Origin of the sequence: Ralstonia chuxiongensis, assembly GCF_024158925.1 — a bacterium.
In the GTDB taxonomy this organism is placed as follows: domain Bacteria; phylum Pseudomonadota; class Gammaproteobacteria; order Burkholderiales; family Burkholderiaceae; genus Ralstonia; species Ralstonia chuxiongensis.
In genome coordinates this window covers 263,394-284,450 of the sequence record NZ_JAMYWC010000001.1, presented here as the reverse complement: position 1 = coordinate 284,450, position 21,057 = coordinate 263,394, and the positions used below count along the sequence as shown (strand labels likewise).

Below are 21,057 nucleotides of genomic sequence, written 5' to 3'. Positions count from 1 at the left end.
TGGAGTTTCACCATGGTTTCTGAATCGACCTTCCTGCGTGTGGTGCGGGCCAGCGGCTGGTATGACCTGATCGTGACTGCACCGTTTGCCACGCCGTGGACGTTTGCCCTCTTGCATCAAGCGCTCACCGCATTGGCGCATGCGCTGGGCATCGGCAGCTTGCCGGCATTTGAGCCAGAGCACCTGTTGATGGCCAATCTGATGGGGTCGGTGGTGTGCGTGTGGTCGGCGCTGCGTATCCGACAGCCGAGTGTGGCGCTGGGCCGGTACGACGCCGTGGCGCGCGGCCTCTTTGCGGCGTGGCTGGCCTATGCGCTGGCATCGGGTGCCACGCTGCTGGCGTTGCCGTTCCTGATTGTGGAGATCGGCTTCGGCCTGCTGCAATCGGTGCCCGTGGGCCGCTTGCCAGGGCGGACGGGCGCGCAGGCAACTTAAGTGCTTGAACGCGTTAGCGCGCGGCGGGGGCGCTGGCCGGCGCTGCGGGCGGCAAGCCGGCAGGGATGAACGGACCGCCGCCCAGCACCTGCATGCGCGAGAGCACGCGCAACTGGTTGTCGAGCTTGGCCGAGTCAACAAAGCGTTTGACGTCGTCACCAGCCCGGCGGGCCATTTCGGCGGTATCGACCCAGCCCGTCAGCGTGACCTTGCCGTCCGGGGTGGAGCGGATGCGAATCTGACGCGTGCTGAGCGCCGTGTCCTGATCCAGCGCTGCCTTGACTTGGTACGTCAGCAGCGAATCGTCGAGCATGTGTGCGCCGGTGGCGTTCGGGCTATCGCCCCACGCGCAGGCAGTCAGGAGAGTTGCGGCGGTGATTGCAGCCAACACACCGGCCGAGGCAGCGAAGGACAACTGAGGGAAGCGCATCGATGCTCCTGAAGAGAGGGCGACAAGCCAACATCATAAGCCCGTCGCCCACGCATTCTGCTTAACGCGTGCGGCGCTCCCAAAGGGTCTGCGCCGCCAGCCAACCCGGTCCCACCGTCGCCACCAGCGCTATCAGCACACCCCACACAAAATGAAACTCGATGGCCGATGCGGACAGATTGGCCCAGTAGGATACCGCCGCCACGACGTTGACGAAGAACAGTCCTGCTGCCGCAAGCCGCGGCACGATGCCGGCCAGCATGAGAGACGGGAAGACCAGTTCGCCAAACGTGCCGAGCGCGGCTGCCAGGGCGGGCGGCAATAGCGGCACCTTGTATTCCTCGGTGAAGAGCAGCACGGTCGTGTCCCAGTCGTGCAGCTTGGTCAGGCCCGAGCGGAAGAACACGTAGAACAGATATGCCCGCGCGATCAACAGGATGAGCGAGCAGAGCGCGCTTTGCGGCCCGGCGAGTCGGTCAAGCGAAGCGCGGATGCGCGTGAGTGGGGCAAAGGTCGTGGCGAGGGTGTTCATGGCGTGTCTCCAGTTGGCGGAGTTGTTGGGCATGCAGACAGTGCGAGCAGCCCCGAGCGATAGAGGCCAGACAGGCATGCGGTCAAATCAAGATTTGGCTGTTCGGCCAGCGTGGTTTCGAGTGCGGCTTGAAGCGACGGCGTAGCGTCGCAAGCTGCGAGGAACGTGGCTGTGGGGGCATCAAGATCGAGCACGGCAACACGATGCCCGCGCACGGCAATCGCTGCGGCTTCGCCCACACCCAGGTCGATTTTGTTGAGTGAGATGGTTGCGCCGGGCTGATGGGCGCGCCAGATTGAAACCACGGGCCACGGCGAAACCACCCACTGCGCTCCCTCGACCAACCCCGCGCGAAGCGTGTCTGCAGGTTGTGCGAGCAGGTCGGCGTTGGCCGCTTCCACGTGCGCATCCGGCGCGTAATGCGCCCAGTGCACGCACCACTCCAGACGCGCCACGTCAGCGAGATACGGCACGCTGTGCGCCAACGGAGATTGCGCAATGACATCCGGCAGCGCATTTCCATAGCGATGCAGATTCGGGGATGTAGATGCCTGCACGTCCAGCGTGTCGCGCACCAGCGCATCAAAGCAGTCTTCACCGACGAGCGCGCGGCAGACGGGATACGCGCCCGCCAGCGCGTTGCGCAGAATGGCCAGACGCGCATTGCGGTAGATGGCAATACCGCGCGCCTCTTCGTGGCTTGCAGGGTTGGTCAGAGCGCCGATAAGGTGCGCTTCCCAGTCAGGCAGTCGCATGGCGTGGCTCCTGCATGGGTGCATTGGCGTGGCGGTCGAGCGTTGCTTGGGCGCGTGCAGCTTCGTCCAGCAACACCTGCACGGGCGGCAGTTCCGCATCCCATTCGACCAGCGTCGGGCGTGCGCCGTGCTTGGCAATCCATGCGTCGTACAGCGCCCAGACGGGCGCATGGACCGGCGCGCTATGTGTGTCGATCAGCATGTCGTCTTCCACGCTGAAGCCGGCTAGGTGAATCTCGCCGACCAGCGCAGGGTCGATATCGGCCAGTACCGATTCGACGGTCACGCCATGGTTGACGCTGTTCACGTACAGATTGTTCAGGTCCAGCAAGATGCCGCAGCCCGTACGCCGGGCGAGGGCGGTCAGGAATGCGCCTTCGGAGAGGGCTTCGTCGGCATCGACCAGCGCGCGGCAGTCGATGTACGCGGCGATGTTCTCGATCAGCAGCGGCCGCTTGAGGATGTCCTGTGCACGCATGATGTTGGCGCAGACGACATCCAGCGATTCGCGGGAATAGGGTAGCGGCAGCAGGTCGTTGACGACCTGCGGACCGCTGCGGTTGAAGCACAGGTGCTCGGAAATGGCGGCGGGCGCTACCGCATCGGCCAGCGTGGCGATGGCGCGTACGTGCTCGACGTCCAGTCCATCCGCATTGCCCAGCCCCATGCCCACGCCGTGCAGGCTCACGGGCTGGTGCGCTCGTGCGGCCAGCAGCGCTGCGCAGGCGGGGCCGCCATACAGATAGTTCTCGCTGTGCACTTCCACCCAGGGGAAGCGGGCTTCCCCGCGCAACAGGGCGGGAAAGTGCGGTGCGCGCAGGCCTGCGCCGGCGCAGGTTGGCAGAGCGGTCTGCATGGCGGTCACCCGGCGTCGCGCGTTACTTGGACGGGGCCTGCATCGTGCCGCCCATCTGCGCGCAGGTGCCGGCCGGCACGTACTTCCACGACATTGGGTCCTTGTCCATCTTCGATTGGCCGGCGCAGGCGTGGGCGCTGCCCGGGCTGGCGCAATCGTTCTGGCCGGCCTTGGCGACGCCGTAGCACTTTTCCTTGCCGGCGGCATCAGCGGCCTGCACCGGTGTCGACAGAGCGCCCAGCGCGAGCAGGCTACCCAGAGCGGCGGCGATCATGGCGTGTTGTTTCATTTGTGTTCTCCTTGAGTGGCAGGTGTCATTGAACGGCGGACAGGGCCAAATCCCTCGCCGTACGGTGCACTGCGGCATCGCGCAGATGTGTTCCGTGCACCTTCGTCGGCGCACGCGGGCGTTCCTGACACGGAGAACAAAAATTTTTTGATTTTTTTTTGTGAGGCAATCCGCCAATAAAAAAGGCGACCCCGATGGGTCGCCTTCCGGCTGAACAGGAAAGATTTACCTGGCGTGCGCCGCGCGCGTGCGTGCCGCCTTCTTGGCGGCGGCGGATCGGCCGGCTGCGCCCTTGGTGGCAGCGCCCTTCTTGGCCGCCGCCGAGCGCTCACTGCTCGAACGCTTGGAAGCCGCGCTGTGCGCCTGCTTGGACAGCGAGGATTTGGAAGCCGCCGAATGCCCTTCCTTCTTCAGCGTGCGCGTTGTGGTTTTGCTGCGCTTGGCCGTGGATTCCTTGCTGGCACTGGCGTGGCTGCCAGTCTTGTTGCCTGCCTTGCTGCCGGCCTTGACGTCATGTTCCGCCTTCTTGCGTGTGGCGGCCGACGCTTTGCCTTCCCCCGGCGGCTTGACGGCAACGCCCGCGCGGCGTGCTTTCGATAGACCGATCGCAATGGCCTGCTTGGTGTTTTTCGCACCGTGCTTGCCTTCACGGATGTGATCCATCTCTTCCTTCACGAAGTTACCCGCCTGGGTCGAGGCGGCCTTGCCGTGGCGCTTGTCGGCGCGCGCACGTTCTACGGTTTTGCGTTCCGGCATGATGACGTCCTCCGTTGGGTTGGAGCGCCAGCCGGTCATGCTGGGCATCAGCCCACAGATCAACAAACCGGCAGCGCTTGCACACCACCACGCAACCGGCGTACCTGTGCATTGCCTGCGCTTCAGCCCACGCGGAAATGCTCGATACTCTGTCCTGCGTTGACGGCGCGCTTCAGCCAGTCGGGCATGTCGCCCATGCCGTCCCAGTGCTGGCCGTCGGCGCTCATGTAGACCGGGCCGATGGGGGCGGATGGTGCGGGTGGCGGCGGTGGCGCGTCAAAACAGCCATGCGCCTGCAAATCTTCGACAGACAGGTCGTAGGTTTGCATTTGTTCCAGGATCCAAGCGATCGCGGTTTCGCGACCCGGCTCCGGCGGGTGACCTTCCTTCATCTTGTACGTGTGTTTGGGGTTTTCTGTCCGCTGGCTGCCAAAGGGAGAGAGAGGCAGGCGCAGGGCGCGCCGGGCGCCAGCGGAAAACGCACAAGAATAACAGCAGTTGGGCCGCAGATTCGTGTTGCGAATGTGGGGGACTATTGCGCGTATTGCGTTATTTGGAAACGGGGGATTCGGCCCGTGCCCGCAACCAGCGATACGGCGACCACCCGAGGTTCATGCCCGCCGCTGCCAGCAGGATCGCGCCGGCACCCAAAAACTGCGCCAGTTGCAGGCGATGCCCGAACGCAACGATATCTACCACGATGGCAACAATCGGATAGATGAACGACAACGATCCGGTCAGATGCGTCGGCAGCCTCTGGATGGCGCCATACAGCAGGATGTACATCAACCCCGTATGCACCACGCCCAGCGTGATCAGCATCCCCCATGTGTGCGCATCAGCCGGCAGATGCCGCAGATTGGCCAGCGGCGCCAGCATCAGCACGCCCACACACACCTGGATGAGCGCGATCAGATGCGGCGGCGTCCCGGCCAGCTTCTTGATCAGGAGCGCGGCCACCGCATAGGCAAACGCCGCGCCGAGCGCCATCGCAATGCCAGTCAGGTAATCGGTCCCTACGCCGGCCGCAGGCCCCACCTGCACAATCAGTACGACGCCGATAAAGGCGATGGCCAGCCATGTGAGTTTGGCCGCCGTCAGCTTTTCTGACAGAAACAGCGCGCCCAGCCCGACCAGCATGAACGGCTGCGTGTTGTAGACCGCCGTGGCAATCGAGATAGATGCGCGCGGATACGCCGCGAACAGCAGCAGCCAATTGATGACGATTGCCACGCCGCCCAACGCGGCAATGCCCGCACGACGCCACGTGATGGCGCCGTGCAGCAGCCCCAGGCCGGCGCAAACCCCCAGCAGCGTCAGCGCGCCGAACACGCAGCGCCAGAACACAACGTCGGCCACCGGCTGGCCGGAGCGGACAACGAACCAGCCGATCGTCCCGGAGATGACCATGGCGGTGGTCATCTCGACCGTGCCGCGCGTCTTATCGTTCATGCGAACCACCTTGAGCGTTGGATGCAAGAAGGATCGCATGCGGATCGAGTGACTTCCATTGCTTTTCTAAGGCAAAATTGACGTTCTTTCTAATGAAGTAAGGCGAAATGCCCGAATTGAAGATGGAGGAGCAATGAACATGATTGACGTGCTGGATCAACGCATTCTTGACGTCCTGCTGACCGATTCCCGCATTTCGCTCAAGCAACTGGCCGAGCAGGTGGGGCTTTCGTCCCCCAGCGTGTCGGAGCGCCTGCGGCGGCTGGAGGAGCGCGGCGTGATCCGGCATTACACCGTCGACATTGACCCGGCGGCGCTGGGCTACACGCTGCAGGCCATCGTGCGCGTGCGGCCCATGCCGGGCAAGCTGCATATCGTGCAGAAGCTGATCGAAGAGATTCCCGAGATCGGCGAATGCGACAAGGTCACGGGCGAGGACTGCTTCATCGCCCGGCTGTATGTGCGCTCGATCGATCAGCTCGACCAGATTCTCGATCGCGTGGCGTATCACGCCGAGACCAACACCGCCATCGTCAAGACGCAGCCGGTAAAGCGACGTGCGCCGCCGTTTGCACCGGCTGACTGACGTGCTGGCGGTTATGCGGCAACAGCGGGCTCCTGGATGGCTGCACGCGCCATGGCTTGCCGCAGATCGGCAATCAGATCTTCCGGCGCTTCCAGCCCGACATTGAGCCGCACCAGGCGGCCGTGATAGTGGCGATTCGGTCGCGCCAGATCAGGATATGGCATCACCAGGCTGCTCGTGCCGCCCCAGCTCATGCCGATCTGGAACATGCGCAGCGCATCGATGAACGCGTTGACCTGCTCGGCCGAGACGCTTTCCTGGAATACCACCGAAAACACGCTGGTTGCGCCGGTAAAGTCGCGCTTCCAGAGTTCGTGGCCGGGGCATGACGGCAGCGCCGGATGGAGCACGGTGGCAACGCAATCCTGCAGATGAAGCCAGCGCGCCACCGCCAGCGTGGAGGCTTGCAGGCGCTCCAGCCGCAGCCCCAGCGTTTGCAGGCCACGCAGCGCCAGGCTGCAATCGTCGGGCGAGGCGCCCATGCCAAGGTCGGCAAACGCGCTGCCCACACGTTCGAACATCGCTTCCGAGTTGACCGAGACCGAGCCGAGCAACAGGTCGCTGTGCCCGCCCACGTACTTCGTCAGCGCCTGCATGCTGACGTCCACGCCGTGCGCAAAGGCATCGAAATACACGCCGGCCGTGTACGTGTTGTCGAGCGCCACCGGCACGCCGCGCGCGTGCGCCGCTGCCACGATGGCCGGCACGTCCTGCACTTCCATCGTGACCGACCCGGGGCTTTCAGTCCAAACCAGTGTGGTGTTTGGGCGGATGAGCCCGCCGATGCCCGCGCCGATGAGCGGGTCATAGGTTTCGACTTCGATGCCCATGCGTTTGAGCAAGCCGGCGGCCATGCTGCGGTTGGGTCCATACGCACTGAACGGCACCAGCGCATGGCTGCCCGCGCCGCAGCACGCGAGGTAGACGAGCGCGATGGCAGCCTGCCCGCCAGGGACGATAAAGCTGTGGCGCGCGCGTTCCAGTTGCGCAATCCGCGCGCCAAGCTCAATGGCCGTCGGTGTGCCGTAGAGGCCGTAGGTGTAGCCGTGCTGCGCATGGCGCCAGTCGTCCACGACCTGCGCGGCGTTGTCGAACAACACAGTGGAACCACGGTAGACCGGGGTGACCAATGACCGGAAGCCGCCAGGGGCAAGCGTTTCGGGGTTGACGAGCTGGGATTGCCAATGCATGGGATGGCCCTCTACGAACATGTGGACCGTGAAATCCTATGTCACGTCAGCAGAGCAATTTCAGCTATTCTGCCCAGCCAGACGCAAAAATTTCTCGCTCCCCGCCCTTTATGGCCACGCAGAAATCGCTCGAACTCGACGCATTCGATATCGCTATTCTCAACGCTGTGCAGCGGTGCTACACCACGCCACTGCGCGTGATCGGGGAGCAGGTCAATCTATCGACCGCCGCCGTGCAGCGGCGCATCAAACGGATGGAGGAAGCGGGCGTCATCGTGGGCAACGTGGCGGTGGTGGACCCGGAGCGGGTGGCCAAACCCATCACCGTGATCGTTGAAGTGCATGCCGAGCGCACCAATACCGCGGCAATGGCTGCGCTCAAGAAGGCGCTCTCCGGCCCCGAGGTGCAGCAGTGCTACTACGTGACGGGCGAGGCCGATTTCGTCCTCATCCTGAACGTGGCCACGATGACGGAGTACGAAGCTCTGGCGCGACGCCTGTTCGACGACAACGACAACATCCGCTGGTACCGCACGGCCGTGGTCCTCAACCGCGTGAAGGTTGGGCTCGAGGTGCCGCTGGGCTAGCGATGCGTGCCGTTCCACCGCCTGCACAATGCGTCAATACGGGGATGAGGCTATAGTGCCCCGGCGCACCGCCTGATAAGGTTCGCGCGCCATAACACGTACGCCGGCACGACCGGCGTCCTTGAAGGTACCAAAGGAGCTCCTATGCAGAATCCAAGAACAGGCATGCGGTGGATCGCCGCCGCAATCGCATCGATCAGCATCACGACCGTCGCACACGCGGCATCCGTCGCACCCGTGGCCGCAGAAAACGGCATGGTCGTTGCGGCGCAGCATCTGGCCAGCAAGGTCGGTGTGGAAGTGCTCAAGCGCGGCGGCAATGCTGTCGACGCAGCAGTCGCCGTGGGTTACGCGCTGGCCGTGGTCTATCCGGCAGCGGGCAACCTTGGCGGCGGTGGTTTCATGACCATTCAGCTGGCCGATGGTCGCAAGACCTTCCTCGACTTCCGTGAAGTCGCACCGAAGGGCGCCACCGCCAACATGTACCTCGACAAGGACGGCAACGTCATCAAGGGCGCGTCCACCAAGGGCCATCTGGCCGTGGGTGTGCCGGGCACCGTGTCGGGCATGGAGTATGCGCGCCAGAAGTACGGCACGATGCAACGCGCTGCACTGATCGCGCCGGCCATCACGCTGGCCGACAAGGGCTTCGTCCTCGATCAGGGCGATGTCGACATGCTGCACACCTCCACCAAGGACTTCCAGGAAGACGCTGCATCGGGCGCGATCTTCCTGAACAAGGGGCAGCCGTTCCAAGTGGGCGAGAAGCTCGTCCAGCATGACTTGGCCAAGACGCTGCGCGAGATCAGCAACAAGGGCACCGACGGTTTCTACAAGGGCTGGGTCGGGCAGGCCATTGCTGCATCGAGCAAGGCCGGTGGTGGCCTGATCACGCAAGAAGATCTGGTCGGCTACAAAACGCGCGAACTGGCGCCGGTCGAGTGCGACTACCGTGGCTATCACGTGGTGTCGGCACCGCCCCCGAGTTCGGGCGGCGTGGTCATCTGCGAAATGCTGAACATCCTGGAAGGCTATCCGCTCAAGGACCTGGGCTGGCATTCCGCGCAGGCAACGCACTACCAGATCGAAGCCATGCGCCACGCCTATGTGGACCGCAACAGCTACCTGGGCGACCCGGACTTCGTGAAGAACCCGCTGGACCGCCTACTGAGCAAGGACTATGCGGCCAAGATCCGTGCGGTGATCGACCCGAAGAAGGCTGGTGTGTCGAAGGACATCAAGCCGGGCGTCGAACCGCATGAGGGCAGCAACACGACGCATTACTCGATTGCCGACAAGTACGGCAACGCGGTGTCGGTGACGTACACGCTCAACGACTGGTTTGGCGCGAAGGTGACGGCCGCCAAGACGGGCGTGGTCCTGAACGACGAGATGGACGACTTCACGGCCAAGGTCGGTGTGCCGAACCTGTACGGCCTGGTGCAGGGCGAGGCCAACTCGATTGCCCCGGGCAAGCGTCCGCTGTCATCGATGAGCCCGACCATCGTTACCAAGGATGGCAAGCCTGTCATGGTGGTGGGCACGCCGGGCGGCAGCCGCATCATCACGGCCGTCATGCTGACCATGATCAACGCGATCGACTACGGCATGAACGTGCAGGAAGCCGTCGACATGCCGCGCTTCCACCAGCAATGGCTGCCGGACGTGACCAACGTCGAGCCGTACGCGCTGTCGGAGGATACGCGCAAGATCCTGACGTCGATGGGCCACAACCTGGGGGCGCCGCAGCCGGCCAACCACCTGGCGGCGATCATTGTCGGGGCGCCGTCGCTGGGCGGCAAGCCGGTCGGCAACAACCGCTTCTATGGCGCGAATGATCCGCGTCGCAATACGGGGTTGGCAGCCGGTTATTGAGTGGCATTGCAGCATCCGCAGTACGAAAAAAAGCCCGCCGAAACTTGGCGGGCTTTTTTCTTGGCGACGTTTTCCGGGTCAGGCCGCCGCAGTCAACACCGGCAGATTGCCTTCGCCAAAACCGTGGTGCCCGCGCCGCTGCACGATCTCGAAGAAGATCTCGCCTGGATGGCGTTTGACGAAGGTTTGCAGGAACAGTTTGGGCACGCCGTCGACGATCTCGCCGTCGACCAGGATGCCATATCGGCGCAAGGCTTCCAGGTCCAATCCGTGATCGGGCAAGCGCGCGTCGACGGTGTCGTAGTAGTGTGCCGGGGGCTCGACGAAGGTGAGGCCGTTGGCGGCCAGCGCGGCGGCTGTACGCAGGATGTCGTCGGTAGCCAGCGCAATGTGTTGCACGCCTTCGCCGGGGTGGTCGGGCAGGTAGGCGTGCATGAGGTGCGCGCGGTGCGTGCCTTCTTCATAAAGCGGGATGCGGATCATGCCGCACGACGACACCATCACGCGGGAATCCGCCGCGACGTGCCAGTTGGCGTGCAGCTCGTGGATCTCGCGAAAGCCGAGCTGGTTGCGGTAGAAGTCGATCCAATCCTGCAGGCGGCCGGCGCCGACGGTTTGCGTCAGGTGGTCGACGCGTGCCAGCCCAACGCCGGCGTGGTGCCAGTCCTCATGCGCGGTCTCTGCATCCAGCGGCCGGAAATCGATGTCGTAGATGGAGATGTCGCCCAGGCCGCCCCTGGCGCCGTGCTTGCCGCGCCAGCGGTCGACAAAATACAGATGCGTATCGCCCACGCCCTGGATTGCCGGGATCACCAGTTCGCTCGGGCCGATGGGCTCGGCTTCGGCCGGCCATGCGCCCAGTTCGACGGCACGACCGTAGGCGTGCTGGGCATCGTCGACGCGGATGCCGATGGCGCAGATGCCCACGCCATATTCCTCAGCCCAGCGGTGCGCGAAGGACTCGGCTTCGGCGTTGACGAGGAAGTTCATGTCGCCTTGCCGATACAGCGTGACGTCCTTGCTTACGTGCCGCGCGATGGCCTTGAAGCCCAGCGATGCGAACACCTGGCCCAGCGCAGCCGGCGCTTGCGTGGCGAACTCGATGAACTCCAAGCCGGCGGTCTTGAAAGGCAGGTCGGCGTTGCGGCTCATGGTCAAACTCCTGTGGCTGAAGCAAAGAATGCAGACACCGCATTGTGTACCACGCGCGTGGCAATGCGCATCCAGCAGTTGCTATGCGGCAGCGCTTTGTGGATCCGGCTGGTTCTGCAGCTTCGGTAGCCAAAGGAAGGCGATGGACGCCAGCACGGCGCCGGCAAGCATCATCGGCACCACCATGGGCCAGGCACCAAGGCTGTGCGATATGTCGTCAAAGGCCGCCGCGGTCTGGCCCAGGCAGAAGGCCGCCAGCATCATGATGAAGCCCGACCATGACACCGCGCGCCCCGCAAGATGCGGCAGTTCGCCCACCGCACCGGCTTGGCCGCAAGGCTGGTGAATGCCGTGGCCCATGCAATAGACGCCATGCCCGAGCAGCAGAGGCCACGCCTGCCCGGGAAGCAGCCAGCAGCCCAATCCCTGGATGCTGGCGCCGAGCAGGCTGAGCGTTGCGCCTTGCTGCACCGTTCGCACGAGGCTCTGCCTGCGCAGCAGGCGCCGACAGCCCGTCGTGCTCAGGATATAGACGAGCGATCCGCCGGCCGGTATCCAGCCATAAAGCTCGGGAGACAGGCCGAGGTACGCGATATAGACCATCGGCGAAAGCAGCAGGAAGCAGAAGATGCCGGCGTAGGTCGTGGCTGCCAGCAACCCCCAGACGCGAAAATCTGCGCTGGCGAAGATCTCGCGCACGCTGCCCGCCTGGGCGTGCCTCTCTTGGCGGGTTTCGGCAAAGCCGTACCAGCACATCGCCCACAGCACGACTGCATAGAAGCTCATGCCCGCCAGCACCCAGCGCCAACCTGCGTGTTGTGCGACGAAGGCACCGAGAATCGGTGCCATCAACGCCACGAAACCCAGCCCCGTGAGGCCGCGTGCCATGACGTGCGGACCATCGCGCGCCGGGTGCAGATCGCGCACAGCGGCGCGTGCGCACACCAAGATGGCGGCCATCGAGAAACCCTGCAAGGCGCGTGCGGCGGTCAACATGGAAGCGGTTGTCGCCAGCGCGCCGGCCAGTGCAGCCACGGCATAGCACGCCAGCCCGATCAGCAGCACCAGGCGGCGGCCAAAACGATCGGCCAGGCTGCCCATCGGCAGTTGCCCAATGCCAAAGGCCAGCGCGAAGACCGTGAGGCTCGTGCTGGCCGATCCCAGCGTCTTGGCAATGGCGGGCAGGGCGGGGAGGTAACTGTCGGTTGCAACCGGTTGCGCCGATAGCAGCAACGGCAACAGCAGGGCAAAGCTCAGAGGGCGACGCGTCATCGGCTCAGTATGCAATGGCTGCGCTGCGCCGCAGCTCATCTGCGGTGGCGGTGCCGAAGCCGAAGAACTCCAGGTACGCGGGAATCATCTCGAACAGCATGTCGGTGCCGACCTGGACATCGCAACCCTTGTCGAGCGCCGCGCGCAGCAGCGGCGTGTACTCGGATTTCATGACCACCTCGCCGACAAAGCAGCTCGGCGCGATGCGTGCCACGTCGAAGGGCAGCGGATCGTCTTCCTTCATGCCCACCGGCGTGGCGTTGACCACCACGTCGAAGCCGTCCGGATCATTCGACCCGGTGCGCACCACCAACGCTGGGTAATGCTCGCGCAGACGCCGCCCCAGCGATTCAGCCGATTCTGTGCGCGTGTCATACAAGGCAAGCTCGCCGACACCCGCAGCCGCCAGCGACGCGGCAATCGCCGAGCCGACACCGCCGGCCCCCGAGAGCAGCACACGCGCCCCGTCCAACTGGCGCCCCTTGCGCAGCACGCCGCGCACGAAGCCGGCACCGTCGAACTGGTCGCCCAGCAACGTGCCGTCATCGCGCTTGAGCACCGCATTGCAGGCGCCCGCGATGCGCACGGCCGGCGTGACTTCGTCGACCAGATCCACCGTGGTGACCTTGTGCGGCATGGTAATTAGCGCGCCGCGCAGGTTGGTAAAGCGGCAGATCGATTCGAAGCTCTGCGCGTAATCCTCTGCCTTCACCCCCATGGGCACCACAACGGCGTCGATGCCTTTTTGCTCGAACCAGGGGTTGTAGATCATCGGCGACTTGAAGGTCTCGGTCGGGTAGCCGATGTGGGCAATGAGGGTGGTTTTTCCAGAAATCATGGTTCAGGCGTGCGTGTTTCAGGCGGCCAAGGCTCCGGCCCGCTGGCGGGCATATTCGGCCTTGTCGACGGGTTGGGCGGCTGGCTGGCCCAGCTCGTCCATATGAATGCGGTAGGTCTCGCGTGCGGTCATGGCGGCCACGGCGGCAATCACCGTGACGCCAAAGGCAATGGCGCCCACGGTCAGCCAGATGTTGGTGGCTCCCGGCGGTGCCACGGCGGTGAAGAGGGCCGGCAGCATGGCGGTGATAGCCGTGCCGACGTTCTGCGAAATTGCCATGGCCGACACACGGGTGCGCGTCGGGAACAATTCCGGATAGAAGCTCGGGAACACCGCGTTGTAGCCCTGGTAGACCACGCCCCACATCAGAATCGAGATGACGAAGGCGAGCGGCACGTTCTTGATGCTGATGGCGTACAGGTAGGCAAAGGCGAGCAGGCCAGCGAGCAGCGAACCGATCACGATCGGCGGCTTGCGGCCGATGCGGTCGGACAGGTCACCAACATATGGAATGACGAGCACTGCAACGATGTTGCCCACCACCGGAATCCACAGGTAGATGTCTTGGGCAAAGCCGATGCCGTAAGCCGGCTGCACCGCATAGGCGGCGCCAAAGATGGTCGCCACCACCGGAATCACGTTCATCAGCGCCATGCAGACCACGCGCAGCATGTCGGGCGTGCTGTATTTGAAGGCGTCGATCACGGGGGAGCGCGGGCGGCCTTGTTGCTGTTGCTCAGCGGTAAACGCGGGGGTTTCGTGCACTTCGCGGCGGATGATGTAGCCGGCGATGATGACGACGAAGCTCAGAACGAACGGAATGCGCCAGCCCCAGGCGTTGAACTGGTCGGCGGGCATGTAGTGCGCCAGCGGTAGGAATACGGCGGCCGCCAGGATCTGCCCGGCCTGCACGCCTTGCAGCGTAAAGCTCGCGAAGAACCCGCGCCGGCCAAACGGTGCGTGCTCCAGGATCATCGAGCTGGCGCCCGAGATTTCACCGGCCACGGCAAAGCCCTGGATCAAGCGCATGATGACCAGCAATGCGGGAGCCCACAGACCGACTTGGTCATACGTGGGCAGCAGGCCCACGGCAATCGTCGAAAAACCCATCAGGAACATGCACCAGAGCAGCACGTTCTTGCGCCCGTGCGTGTCGCCCAGATGGCCCAGCACGAACGCGCCGATCGGCCGCGCGATATAACCCACGCCGTACGTCGCCAGCGAGGCGATGATGGCCGTCTTCGGGTCACCCTTGGGGAAGAAGATCTGCGGAAAGATCAGCGCTGCGGCGGTGGCGTAGATGAAGAAGTCGTAGTACTCGAGCGCCGAGCCGATCCAGCCGCTGGCGGCGGCTTTCTTCGACTGGTGCTTGCCCAGGGGTTCATGGGCAGGGGCTGCGGTCATGGTTGTCTCCGGTTTTATCTGTGCGGCCTATCGTGCGATTCGTTCGATGAAGGGCCGTCTGTACACGCAACGCAGCGTAGTCCGCCGCCAGGGCGGGGCACAAGCGACTGCTGATTAAATTCGTTCGATAATCGCACAACGTGGTGCGAATAACGTACGAGTCAAGGGTTTCTCCGAGTTCATATGTCTGTCAAAGCGCGAGGTCTTGGTGCAACGGACGTGCGTGGCGCGCTACAGCACGCGCATGATCGAAAGCGCGGTGTCCTGCAGTACCTGCAGCACACGCTGCAAGGCGTGCTCCGTTGTTTCCTCGCCGACTTGCATGTTCACACTCAGCGCGGCAATCACGTTGCCATGCCGATCGCGCAACGGCACCGCCACGCCACGCACGCCAATCTGCAATTGCTGTTCGACCACGGCGTAATCCTGCCGGCCCGCCTTGCGGATTTCATCGAACAGGCGGTCCCGCTGCAGGATCGTGTAAGGCGTGTAGGGCGTCAGCACGCAGGTCTCCAGCCATACCTTGACCTTTTGCTCGGGTTGCGCGGCCAGCATCATCACGCCGGCCGAGGCGAGCGGCGCCGGCACGCGCGCACCCAGCACGAATCCGGTACTCATGACCCGGCTGGTGCTGGTGCGCGAGATGAAAACGAGCTCCCAATCATCCAGCACGCTGAGGTACGCCACCTCGCCCACAGCGGCAGTCACCTGCTGCAGGAAGGGCTGCACCGTGCGCGGCAGGCGCGCCGAATCGAAGTACGACCAGCCCACCTTCAGCACGCGCGGCGTCAGGCTGAACAGCGTGCCTTCGCTGGTGAGGTAGCCCAGGTGTTCGAGGGTCAGCAGATAGCGGCGCGCGGCCGTGCGGGTGAGGCCGGTCAACTCGGCGGCCTGGGTGGGCGTCAGGCGCGGGTGCTCGTGGTCGAACGCCTCCAAGATGGCGAGCCCTTTTTCCAGCCCAGCGATCCAGTCGCGCCGGTTCAGCGGTTCCTTCGTCATGGCGATAACCCTAAAAACGAGCGATATGTGCGCATGATTGTACGATCATCGAACGCTGTTGCGCGAATGCCGCTTGTCGGCATGTTGGGGCGCTCCTACGCTGCGGGCATTGCTTGACGTTCGACCACCGTATCGCCATGAACTCGCTTCACCCAGCACGTCGCCCCAAATGCATCGCCACGGTGTGCCTGTCCGGCACGCTGCCTGAAAAGCTGGAAGCCGCGGCCGCCGCGGGCTTTGACGGCGTCGAGATCTTCGAAAACGACCTGTTGAATTTCGACGGATCGCCGGCGCGCGTGCGGCAAATGGCGGCGGAACTTGGGCTGGCGATCATGCTGTACCAGCCCTTCCGCGATTTCGAGGCAATGCCCGGCGAACTGCTCGCCCGTAACCTGGCGCGCGCCGAGCGCAAGTTCGACGTGATGGCCGAGCTGGGCGTCGAGATGGTGCTCGTCTGCAGCAACGTGCAGGACATCGCCATCGACGATCCTGCGCGCTCGGCAGACGATCTGCGCCAGATGGCAGAAGCAGCGGCACGGCGCGGGCTGCGCGTGGGATATGAGGCACTGGCCTGGGGGCGGCACACGCGGACCTGGCGTCAGGCGTGGCAGATTGTGCGGCAGGCTGACCACCCGGCGCTCGGGCTGATTCTCGACAGCTTCCATACGCTGTCGCTGGGCGACACGCTGGATGGCATTCACGACGTACCGGCAGACAAGCTGTTCTTCGTGCAATTTGCAGACGCCCCGAAGTTGTCGATGGACGTACTGTCCTGGAGCCGGCATCACCGTAATTTCCCGGGGCAGGGTGACCTTCCGGTGACGGACTTTGCGCGCGACTTGCTTGCTGCGGGCTATACGGGGCCCTTGTCGCTTGAAGTCTTCAATGACGAATTCCGCTCTGCACCGGCGCGGCTCACGGCGCTGGACGGCATGCGTTCGCTGCGCTGGCTGGAGTCCGAAGCTGGCGGTGCGGAACTGCCTGCGGCTGCTCAATTTGAAGGCGTGGATTTTCTGGAGTTTGCGGTGGACGCGGCGGCAGGACGGGAACTTGAAACGCGCCTGCGTGCGCTGGGTTTTATTCTTGCGGGGCACCATCGCTCCAAGGCGGTTGACCTGTATCGGCAAGGCGGCGTCAACGTGATCCTGAACATGGAGCAGGACAGCGCCGCGTCGGAGCACTTCCAGCTGCACGGGCCGTCTGTCTGTGCGATCGGCCTGAAGGTGGACGATGCCGAGCGCGCCATGACACGCGCACGTGAGCTGTGCGCCCAGGAGTGGCGCGGGCCCGTGGGGCCGACTGAGCGCAGCATTCCCGCGCTGCGCGCACCCGATGGCACGCTGCTCTATCTGATCGACGATCGCGAGGCCGATCGCAGCATCTATGAAAGCGATTTTGTCTTGCATCCTGGCGTGCAAGACGATGCAGCAGGCTGGGCATCGATTGACCATGTTGCGCAGGCGCTGCCCGCGCACCGGCTCGACAGCTTTGTGCTGTTCTACCGTGCCGTCTTTGGCATGCACGCCGAAGCCGTACAGGAGATTGCCGATCCGTACGGCCTCGTGAAAAGCCGGGCGATGGTGAGCCCGGACCGCAACGTGCGGATTCCGCTCAACGTATCGGAAAGTGGGCGCACGGCCACGGGCAGGTTCATCACGGCCTACGCGGGCTCGGGGGTGCATCACATTGCATTCCGCACTGAGCGGCTGTTCGAGACCATTGAGGCCATTGACCGTGGCGCGGCCTGCCTACAGCACGTGCCAGAGAACTACTACGACGACGTTGCCGCCCGACTTGGGCTGGATGACGCGCTGCTCACCCGCCTGCACGACGACGGTCTTCTCTACGACCGCGACCCGCACGGCGATTTTCTGCACGCCTACACCGAACCCTTTCGCGAGCGCTTCTTCTTCGAGCTTGTCCAGCGCAACGGCTACCTGGGCTACGGCGCAGCAAACGCTGCCGTGCGCATGGCTGTGCAGGCACAACTGAGCCGCGGCGCCACCACTTCGGCTGACCACTGAGACACGAGAAATCTTGCGCTCACGGTTGTGCGGCCATGGGCGCTATCCACGCAACACCGCGGCTGCGCGTGCGGCCGTCGCACATCCATACCCATCACACCAAAGAGGAGACAAGGGAGCCATGAACAAGACAATGATTGCCGCACTGGTGCTCGGAGCCACGAGCCTGCCAGCGGCGGCGCAAACCGCCGGCGGTGTCACGCTCTACGGGCTGATCGACACCACCATCCGCTACAGCACGCACGAAAATGCGGCAGGCAACAGCAATCTGCAGATGACAGACGGTGTGCTGACCGGCAGCCGTTGGGGCTTGCGCGGCACGGAAGACCTGGGCGGCGGCACCAAGGCCATGTTCATCCTGGAATCGGGCTTCTCCCCCGATACCGGTGGCAGCCAGCAGGGCGGACGTCTGTTCGGGCGTACCGCAGTGGTCGGCCTCGAAGGCGACTACGGCAAGCTTTACCTCGGCCGGCAATACACGCTGGCGCACGAGGTCCTGTCTTCATACGAGGCGATGGCGTTTGCCAACAATTCCATCGTCGGCTATCAAGGCGGCAACTACACCGGCCTGCGCTACGACAACACGGTCAAATACATCAAATCGTTCGGCGGCCTGCAACTTGCCGGCGCATGGACCTTTGGCGAGGCAGCGGGCAGCTTCAGCAAGAGTTCGGCCGGCGCCGGCTCGATCGTCTACAGCATGGGCCCGGCTGAAGTGGGCGCGGTGTATCAGGTCACGCGCGATGTGTCATCAGCGTTCTTCGGTGCGGTGCCGGCTGCGCTGGCGAGCAAGCAGACGGTCTGGGGCTTTGGCGGCAAGCTTGATACCTCGATTGCCACGTGGTACCTGGGCTATACAAACAGCCGCCTCGACGTGGCCGACTACAAGAACCAAGCCGCCTATGTGGGCGCGAAGGTGCCGATCTCCGGCGCACTGAGTTTCATCGGCACCGTGCAATATGACTGGATGAAGCATCTCGACGCGAGCGGCAAGCGCCTGACCACCGCCGGCATGCTCGACTACGCCTTCAGCAAGCGCACCGACGTCTACGCCGAAGTTGACTACACCCGCCTGCAGGGCGCCTGGATTGCGCTGAATAGCGCGGCCGCGTTCAACAACTCGGGTAACACGTATGGCAACAACTCGCGCCTGGGCGTCATGCTGGGCGTGCGGCACAAGTTCTGATCGCTCCGATCGCTCTCGCAATGAAAAAGCCCGCCAGAGTCTCGGCGGGCTTTTTCTTTTGCTGCGATCAATGCAATGGGCAGTCGCGCGCGATCACGTCGCCCACCATTGCGGCGGTGGCGCCGGATAGCGTCCAACCCAGATGCCCGTGGCCCGTGTTGTAGAACACGCGCCCATGCCGCCCACGGCCGACGCGCGGCATCATGTCCGGCATCATCGGGCGCAAGCCCGCCCACGGCACCACGCGCGACGTGCCAATCGCAAAGTTGCGGCGCGTCCAGGCCACCAGGGGCTCGATGCGGTCCGCGCGGATATCGCGGTTGTAACCGTTGAACTCCGCCGTGCCCGCCACGCGGAAGCGGCCAGCGCCGAGGCGGCTGGTCACGATCTTCGCGCTCTCATCGAGCAGGCTGACCCACGGCGCGCCTTGCACGCTGGCTTCGTCGTCCAGGTGCACCGTGATCGAATATCCCTTGACCGGATACACGTTGATGCGATCGCCCACCATTTGCGCGATATGCCGGCTGCCCACGCCCGCGCACACGACCATCGCGTCGGCGGCAATGTCCTGCACGACATTCGCCTCGCTGGTGGAAAGGCGGTCATCCAGCGTGGTTTGCAGCAAGAGACGAACGCCGCCTTCACTGGTTTGCACATCGCGCACATCCACGCCTTGCACAAAGCGCACACCGCGCTTTTCGCACGCCTGCGCGAGACCGCGCGTGAACTTGTGGATGTCGCCGGTGGCGTCGGATTCTGTGAAATAACCGCCGTAGTAGTTGCCCCGCAGTGTGGGCTCGATGGCTGCAATGTCTTCGGGGCTCACGGCGTGGCGCTCAAGCCCGCCGGCGACGAGCAGGGCGTTGGCCTTGCCTGCGGCCGTAAAGCTCGCCTTGTCGTGATAGACGTGCAGAATGCCGCGCTTCTGCAGATCGAAATCGATTTGTTCCCGTTCGGCCATCGCAAACAGATGCTTGCGTGCCTCGATGGCCATGCGCGTGGTTTCGATGGTGTTGCGGCGGTAGTGCGCGATGCTAGCGACGAACTCGCCGATCCACGAGTATTTGTGCCAGGACGGCTTGGGATTGAGCAGGAGCGGGGCGTCGTTGCGCAGCATCCATTTGATGCCCTTGAGCAGCGTGCCGGTGCTGTTCCAGACTTCAGCGTTGCTGGCGGAAAGCTGCCCGCCGTTGGCGAACGAGGTTTCCATGGCCGGATACAAGTGGCGGTCGAGCACCGTGACCCGATAGCCGAGTTGCGAGAGCGTGTAAGCAGTGGTGACGCCGGATATGCCGGCGCCGACGATGACGATGTGCGTCATGGCGGTCCCTATGGAGTGATGTCATGACCGGACGATCCGGTCGGCTCACCCCATCTGTCTCGGGACCTGAGAGCTTGGGCGTCAGCAGCGCTGGCGCCATCCCCTTCGGTGGGCGCACGCGTGCACGCCTCTCTCCAGATTCGCAGTCGACGCCACAGTCCTTTTGCCTGAGAGTTTCCGGGGTGGTTGCTCCATCGGCGCCGGGCGTTGCGCGTGTGCGCGTTAAGCCCGGTCTCTCCTGCGGCGTGTTGCAGCTGTCGTTGGTGCGTCAGCCGCGCCTGCGTGCTGCCGGTGTGGGCAGCGGGAGGGAGTGTGTCACGGGTCGTGGCGTTCGGCAAGTCGGGATGTACCGGAGGCGATGGATGGCGTGTCGTCCTTCAGGTCCACGCCGCTGCGACCGAGCGCCAGCGCGCCTTTGAGCAGGAACACCAGCCGGGTCGCTGCCTGGTCATAAGTCAGCCCTGCCGGGCGCACATTCGAGATGCAGTTGCGCTGCGCATCGGAGCAACCGACGCGCGGCGCGTAGGTCAGGTAAATGCCCAGGCTGTCAGGCGAACTCAACCCCGGCCGTTCACCGATCAGCATCACCACCTGCCGCGCACCAAGCAACGCACCGATCTCATCCCCCAACGCCACGCGAGACTGCCCGGCGATGACAACAGGGCCGATGGACCAGTCGCGCGGCAGACGATCGCGCACGCAGCACAGGAGTGGCACGCTGTGGCTTTGCACCGCCAATGCGGAAAGCCCGTCAGCAATCACAAAGACAACGTCGAAGGGCTGCGCTGGCCGCAACGGGCCGAGTTTTACTCGGCTGGCATCGTCAAGCCGGCGGCCGAGATCTGGACGGCGCAGATACTGGGCGCGGTCAGCTGCCGCGCTGTGCACGGTCAATGCCGTGAGGCCCGCCTGCCCAAGCGCGGCCGACAACGCCGTGCTATCGAGCGGCAAGTGCACGGCATCGCGCGCTTGGGCATGTGCCACGCCAAACGCGAGCACGGCGTCGGTCGTCTGGCTGTTGCCGGCGCGGCCCAACGCAATACGTGCGTCGGTAAAGGCACGCAAGTGTGTCCACGGATTCGGCTGAACGAGCGTGTGTTTCGGCATGTGCGGATATC

The 21,057-nt window shown here is 64.1% G+C and carries 22 protein-coding genes and 1 riboswitch; of the genes, 6 read left to right on the top strand and 16 right to left on the bottom strand.

All coding sequences use genetic code 11. The features are described from left to right. Window positions 1–12: 12 nt before the first annotated feature. Window positions 13–435 carry a hypothetical protein gene (locus NKG59_RS01215; protein ID WP_253534515.1) on the top strand — a complete coding sequence of 141 codons (423 nt, stop codon included), beginning with the start codon at window positions 13–15 and terminating at the stop codon, window positions 433–435. Between the two features lie 13 nt (window positions 436–448). On the opposite strand, the gene NKG59_RS01210 is transcribed toward NKG59_RS01215, so the two are convergent. The 8 genes from NKG59_RS01210 to NKG59_RS01175 all read right to left on the bottom strand — a co-directional run bounded on the left by NKG59_RS01210 (window position 449) and on the right by NKG59_RS01175 (window position 5,505). Further along, window positions 449–865: a BON domain-containing protein gene (locus NKG59_RS01210; protein WP_253534513.1), complete on the bottom strand. Its 417-nt coding sequence runs from the start codon at window positions 863–865 to the stop codon at window positions 449–451. Window positions 866–926: 61 nt separating this feature from the next. Beyond that, complete coding sequence (locus tag NKG59_RS01205; RefSeq protein WP_045203840.1) at window positions 927–1,397, bottom strand: DoxX family protein; 471 nt, start codon at window positions 1,395–1,397, stop codon at window positions 927–929. Then, a complete protein-coding gene (locus NKG59_RS01200; protein ID WP_253534511.1) occupies window positions 1,394–2,152 on the bottom strand; it encodes an HvfC/BufC N-terminal domain-containing protein in 759 nt (252 codons plus the stop codon). The genes NKG59_RS01205 and NKG59_RS01200 overlap by 4 nt, the downstream gene beginning before the upstream one ends. Next, window positions 2,139–3,008: an MNIO family bufferin maturase gene (bufB, locus tag NKG59_RS01195; RefSeq protein WP_253534507.1), complete on the bottom strand. Its 870-nt coding sequence runs from the start codon at window positions 3,006–3,008 to the stop codon at window positions 2,139–2,141. The genes NKG59_RS01200 and bufB overlap by 14 nt, the downstream gene beginning before the upstream one ends. Before the next feature lie 22 nt (window positions 3,009–3,030). After that, window positions 3,031–3,297 (bottom strand): BufA1 family periplasmic bufferin-type metallophore, encoded by a 267-nt coding sequence (locus tag NKG59_RS01190; protein WP_024978729.1) that lies wholly within the window; start codon window positions 3,295–3,297, stop codon window positions 3,031–3,033. A gap of 225 nt (window positions 3,298–3,522) precedes the next feature. Next, window positions 3,523–4,053: a hypothetical protein gene (locus NKG59_RS01185; protein WP_045204032.1), complete on the bottom strand. Its 531-nt coding sequence runs from the start codon at window positions 4,051–4,053 to the stop codon at window positions 3,523–3,525. A gap of 122 nt (window positions 4,054–4,175) precedes the next feature. Further along, window positions 4,176–4,445 (bottom strand): H-NS family nucleoid-associated regulatory protein, encoded by a 270-nt coding sequence (locus NKG59_RS01180; protein ID WP_045203842.1) that lies wholly within the window; start codon window positions 4,443–4,445, stop codon window positions 4,176–4,178. Between the two features lie 157 nt (window positions 4,446–4,602). Then, the gene (locus NKG59_RS01175) at window positions 4,603–5,505 is read right to left on the bottom strand and encodes a DMT family transporter (RefSeq protein WP_253534505.1); all 903 of its coding nucleotides are present in this window, start codon (window positions 5,503–5,505) and stop codon (window positions 4,603–4,605) included. A 133-nt stretch (window positions 5,506–5,638) separates the two neighbouring features. On the opposite strand from NKG59_RS01175, the gene NKG59_RS01170 reads away from it, so the two are divergent. Continuing rightward, window positions 5,639–6,091, top strand: coding sequence for an Lrp/AsnC family transcriptional regulator (locus NKG59_RS01170; RefSeq protein ID WP_253534503.1), 453 nt, complete (start codon window positions 5,639–5,641; stop codon window positions 6,089–6,091). A gap of 11 nt (window positions 6,092–6,102) precedes the next feature. Here the strand turns inward: NKG59_RS01170 and NKG59_RS01165 are convergent, their stop codons facing one another. After that, the gene (locus tag NKG59_RS01165; protein WP_253534501.1) at window positions 6,103–7,281 is read right to left on the bottom strand and encodes a cystathionine beta-lyase; all 1,179 of its coding nucleotides are present in this window, start codon (window positions 7,279–7,281) and stop codon (window positions 6,103–6,105) included. 110 nt (window positions 7,282–7,391) lie between these two features. On the opposite strand from NKG59_RS01165, the gene NKG59_RS01160 reads away from it, so the two are divergent. Together NKG59_RS01160 and ggt are read left to right on the top strand one after the other, a co-directional pair. Beyond that, window positions 7,392–7,868, top strand: coding sequence for an Lrp/AsnC family transcriptional regulator (locus NKG59_RS01160; protein ID WP_253534498.1), 477 nt, complete (start codon window positions 7,392–7,394; stop codon window positions 7,866–7,868). A 144-nt stretch (window positions 7,869–8,012) separates the two neighbouring features. Next, entirely contained in the window at window positions 8,013–9,743 is a 1,731-nt protein-coding gene (gene ggt / locus NKG59_RS01155) for a gamma-glutamyltransferase (protein ID WP_253534496.1), read from the top strand. Between the two features lie 78 nt (window positions 9,744–9,821). On the opposite strand, the gene NKG59_RS01150 is transcribed toward ggt, so the two are convergent. The 5 genes from NKG59_RS01150 to NKG59_RS01130 form a co-directional block, all read right to left on the bottom strand. Then, window positions 9,822–10,895 (bottom strand): 4-hydroxyphenylpyruvate dioxygenase family protein, encoded by a 1,074-nt coding sequence (locus NKG59_RS01150; RefSeq protein ID WP_253534494.1) that lies wholly within the window; start codon window positions 10,893–10,895, stop codon window positions 9,822–9,824. A gap of 81 nt (window positions 10,896–10,976) precedes the next feature. After that, on the bottom strand, window positions 10,977–12,167 hold the full coding sequence (locus NKG59_RS01145) for an MFS transporter (protein ID WP_253534492.1): 1,191 nt from the start codon (window positions 12,165–12,167) through the stop codon (window positions 10,977–10,979). A gap of 4 nt (window positions 12,168–12,171) precedes the next feature. After that, on the bottom strand, window positions 12,172–13,005 hold the full coding sequence (locus tag NKG59_RS01140; RefSeq protein WP_253534490.1) for a shikimate dehydrogenase family protein: 834 nt from the start codon (window positions 13,003–13,005) through the stop codon (window positions 12,172–12,174). Between the two features lie 18 nt (window positions 13,006–13,023). After that, entirely contained in the window at window positions 13,024–14,409 is a 1,386-nt protein-coding gene (locus tag NKG59_RS01135) for an MFS transporter (RefSeq protein ID WP_253534488.1), read from the bottom strand. Between the two features lie 231 nt (window positions 14,410–14,640). Beyond that, window positions 14,641–15,408 carry an IclR family transcriptional regulator domain-containing protein gene (locus tag NKG59_RS01130; RefSeq protein ID WP_253534484.1) on the bottom strand — a complete coding sequence of 256 codons (768 nt, stop codon included), beginning with the start codon at window positions 15,406–15,408 and terminating at the stop codon, window positions 14,641–14,643. Window positions 15,409–15,545: 137 nt separating this feature from the next. On the opposite strand from NKG59_RS01130, the gene NKG59_RS01125 reads away from it, so the two are divergent. After that, entirely contained in the window at window positions 15,546–17,432 is a 1,887-nt protein-coding gene (locus tag NKG59_RS01125; RefSeq protein WP_253534482.1) for a bifunctional sugar phosphate isomerase/epimerase/4-hydroxyphenylpyruvate dioxygenase family protein, read from the top strand. 121 nt (window positions 17,433–17,553) lie between these two features. Beyond that, entirely contained in the window at window positions 17,554–18,618 is a 1,065-nt protein-coding gene (locus NKG59_RS01120) for a porin (protein ID WP_253534480.1), read from the top strand. Window positions 18,619–18,685: 67 nt separating this feature from the next. Here NKG59_RS01120 and NKG59_RS01115 read toward each other — a convergent pair whose 3' ends face one another. Next, window positions 18,686–19,939: a D-amino acid dehydrogenase gene (locus NKG59_RS01115; RefSeq protein ID WP_253534478.1), complete on the bottom strand. Its 1,254-nt coding sequence runs from the start codon at window positions 19,937–19,939 to the stop codon at window positions 18,686–18,688. Window positions 19,940–20,084: 145 nt separating this feature from the next. Further along, a riboswitch (glycine riboswitch) is annotated at window positions 20,085–20,190 on the bottom strand. 64 nt (window positions 20,191–20,254) lie between these two features. Next, window positions 20,255–21,046, bottom strand: a complete 792-nt coding sequence (gene eutC / locus NKG59_RS01110; RefSeq protein ID WP_253534476.1) for an ethanolamine ammonia-lyase subunit EutC — start codon at window positions 21,044–21,046, stop codon at window positions 20,255–20,257. Window positions 21,047–21,057 lie beyond the last annotated feature (11 nt).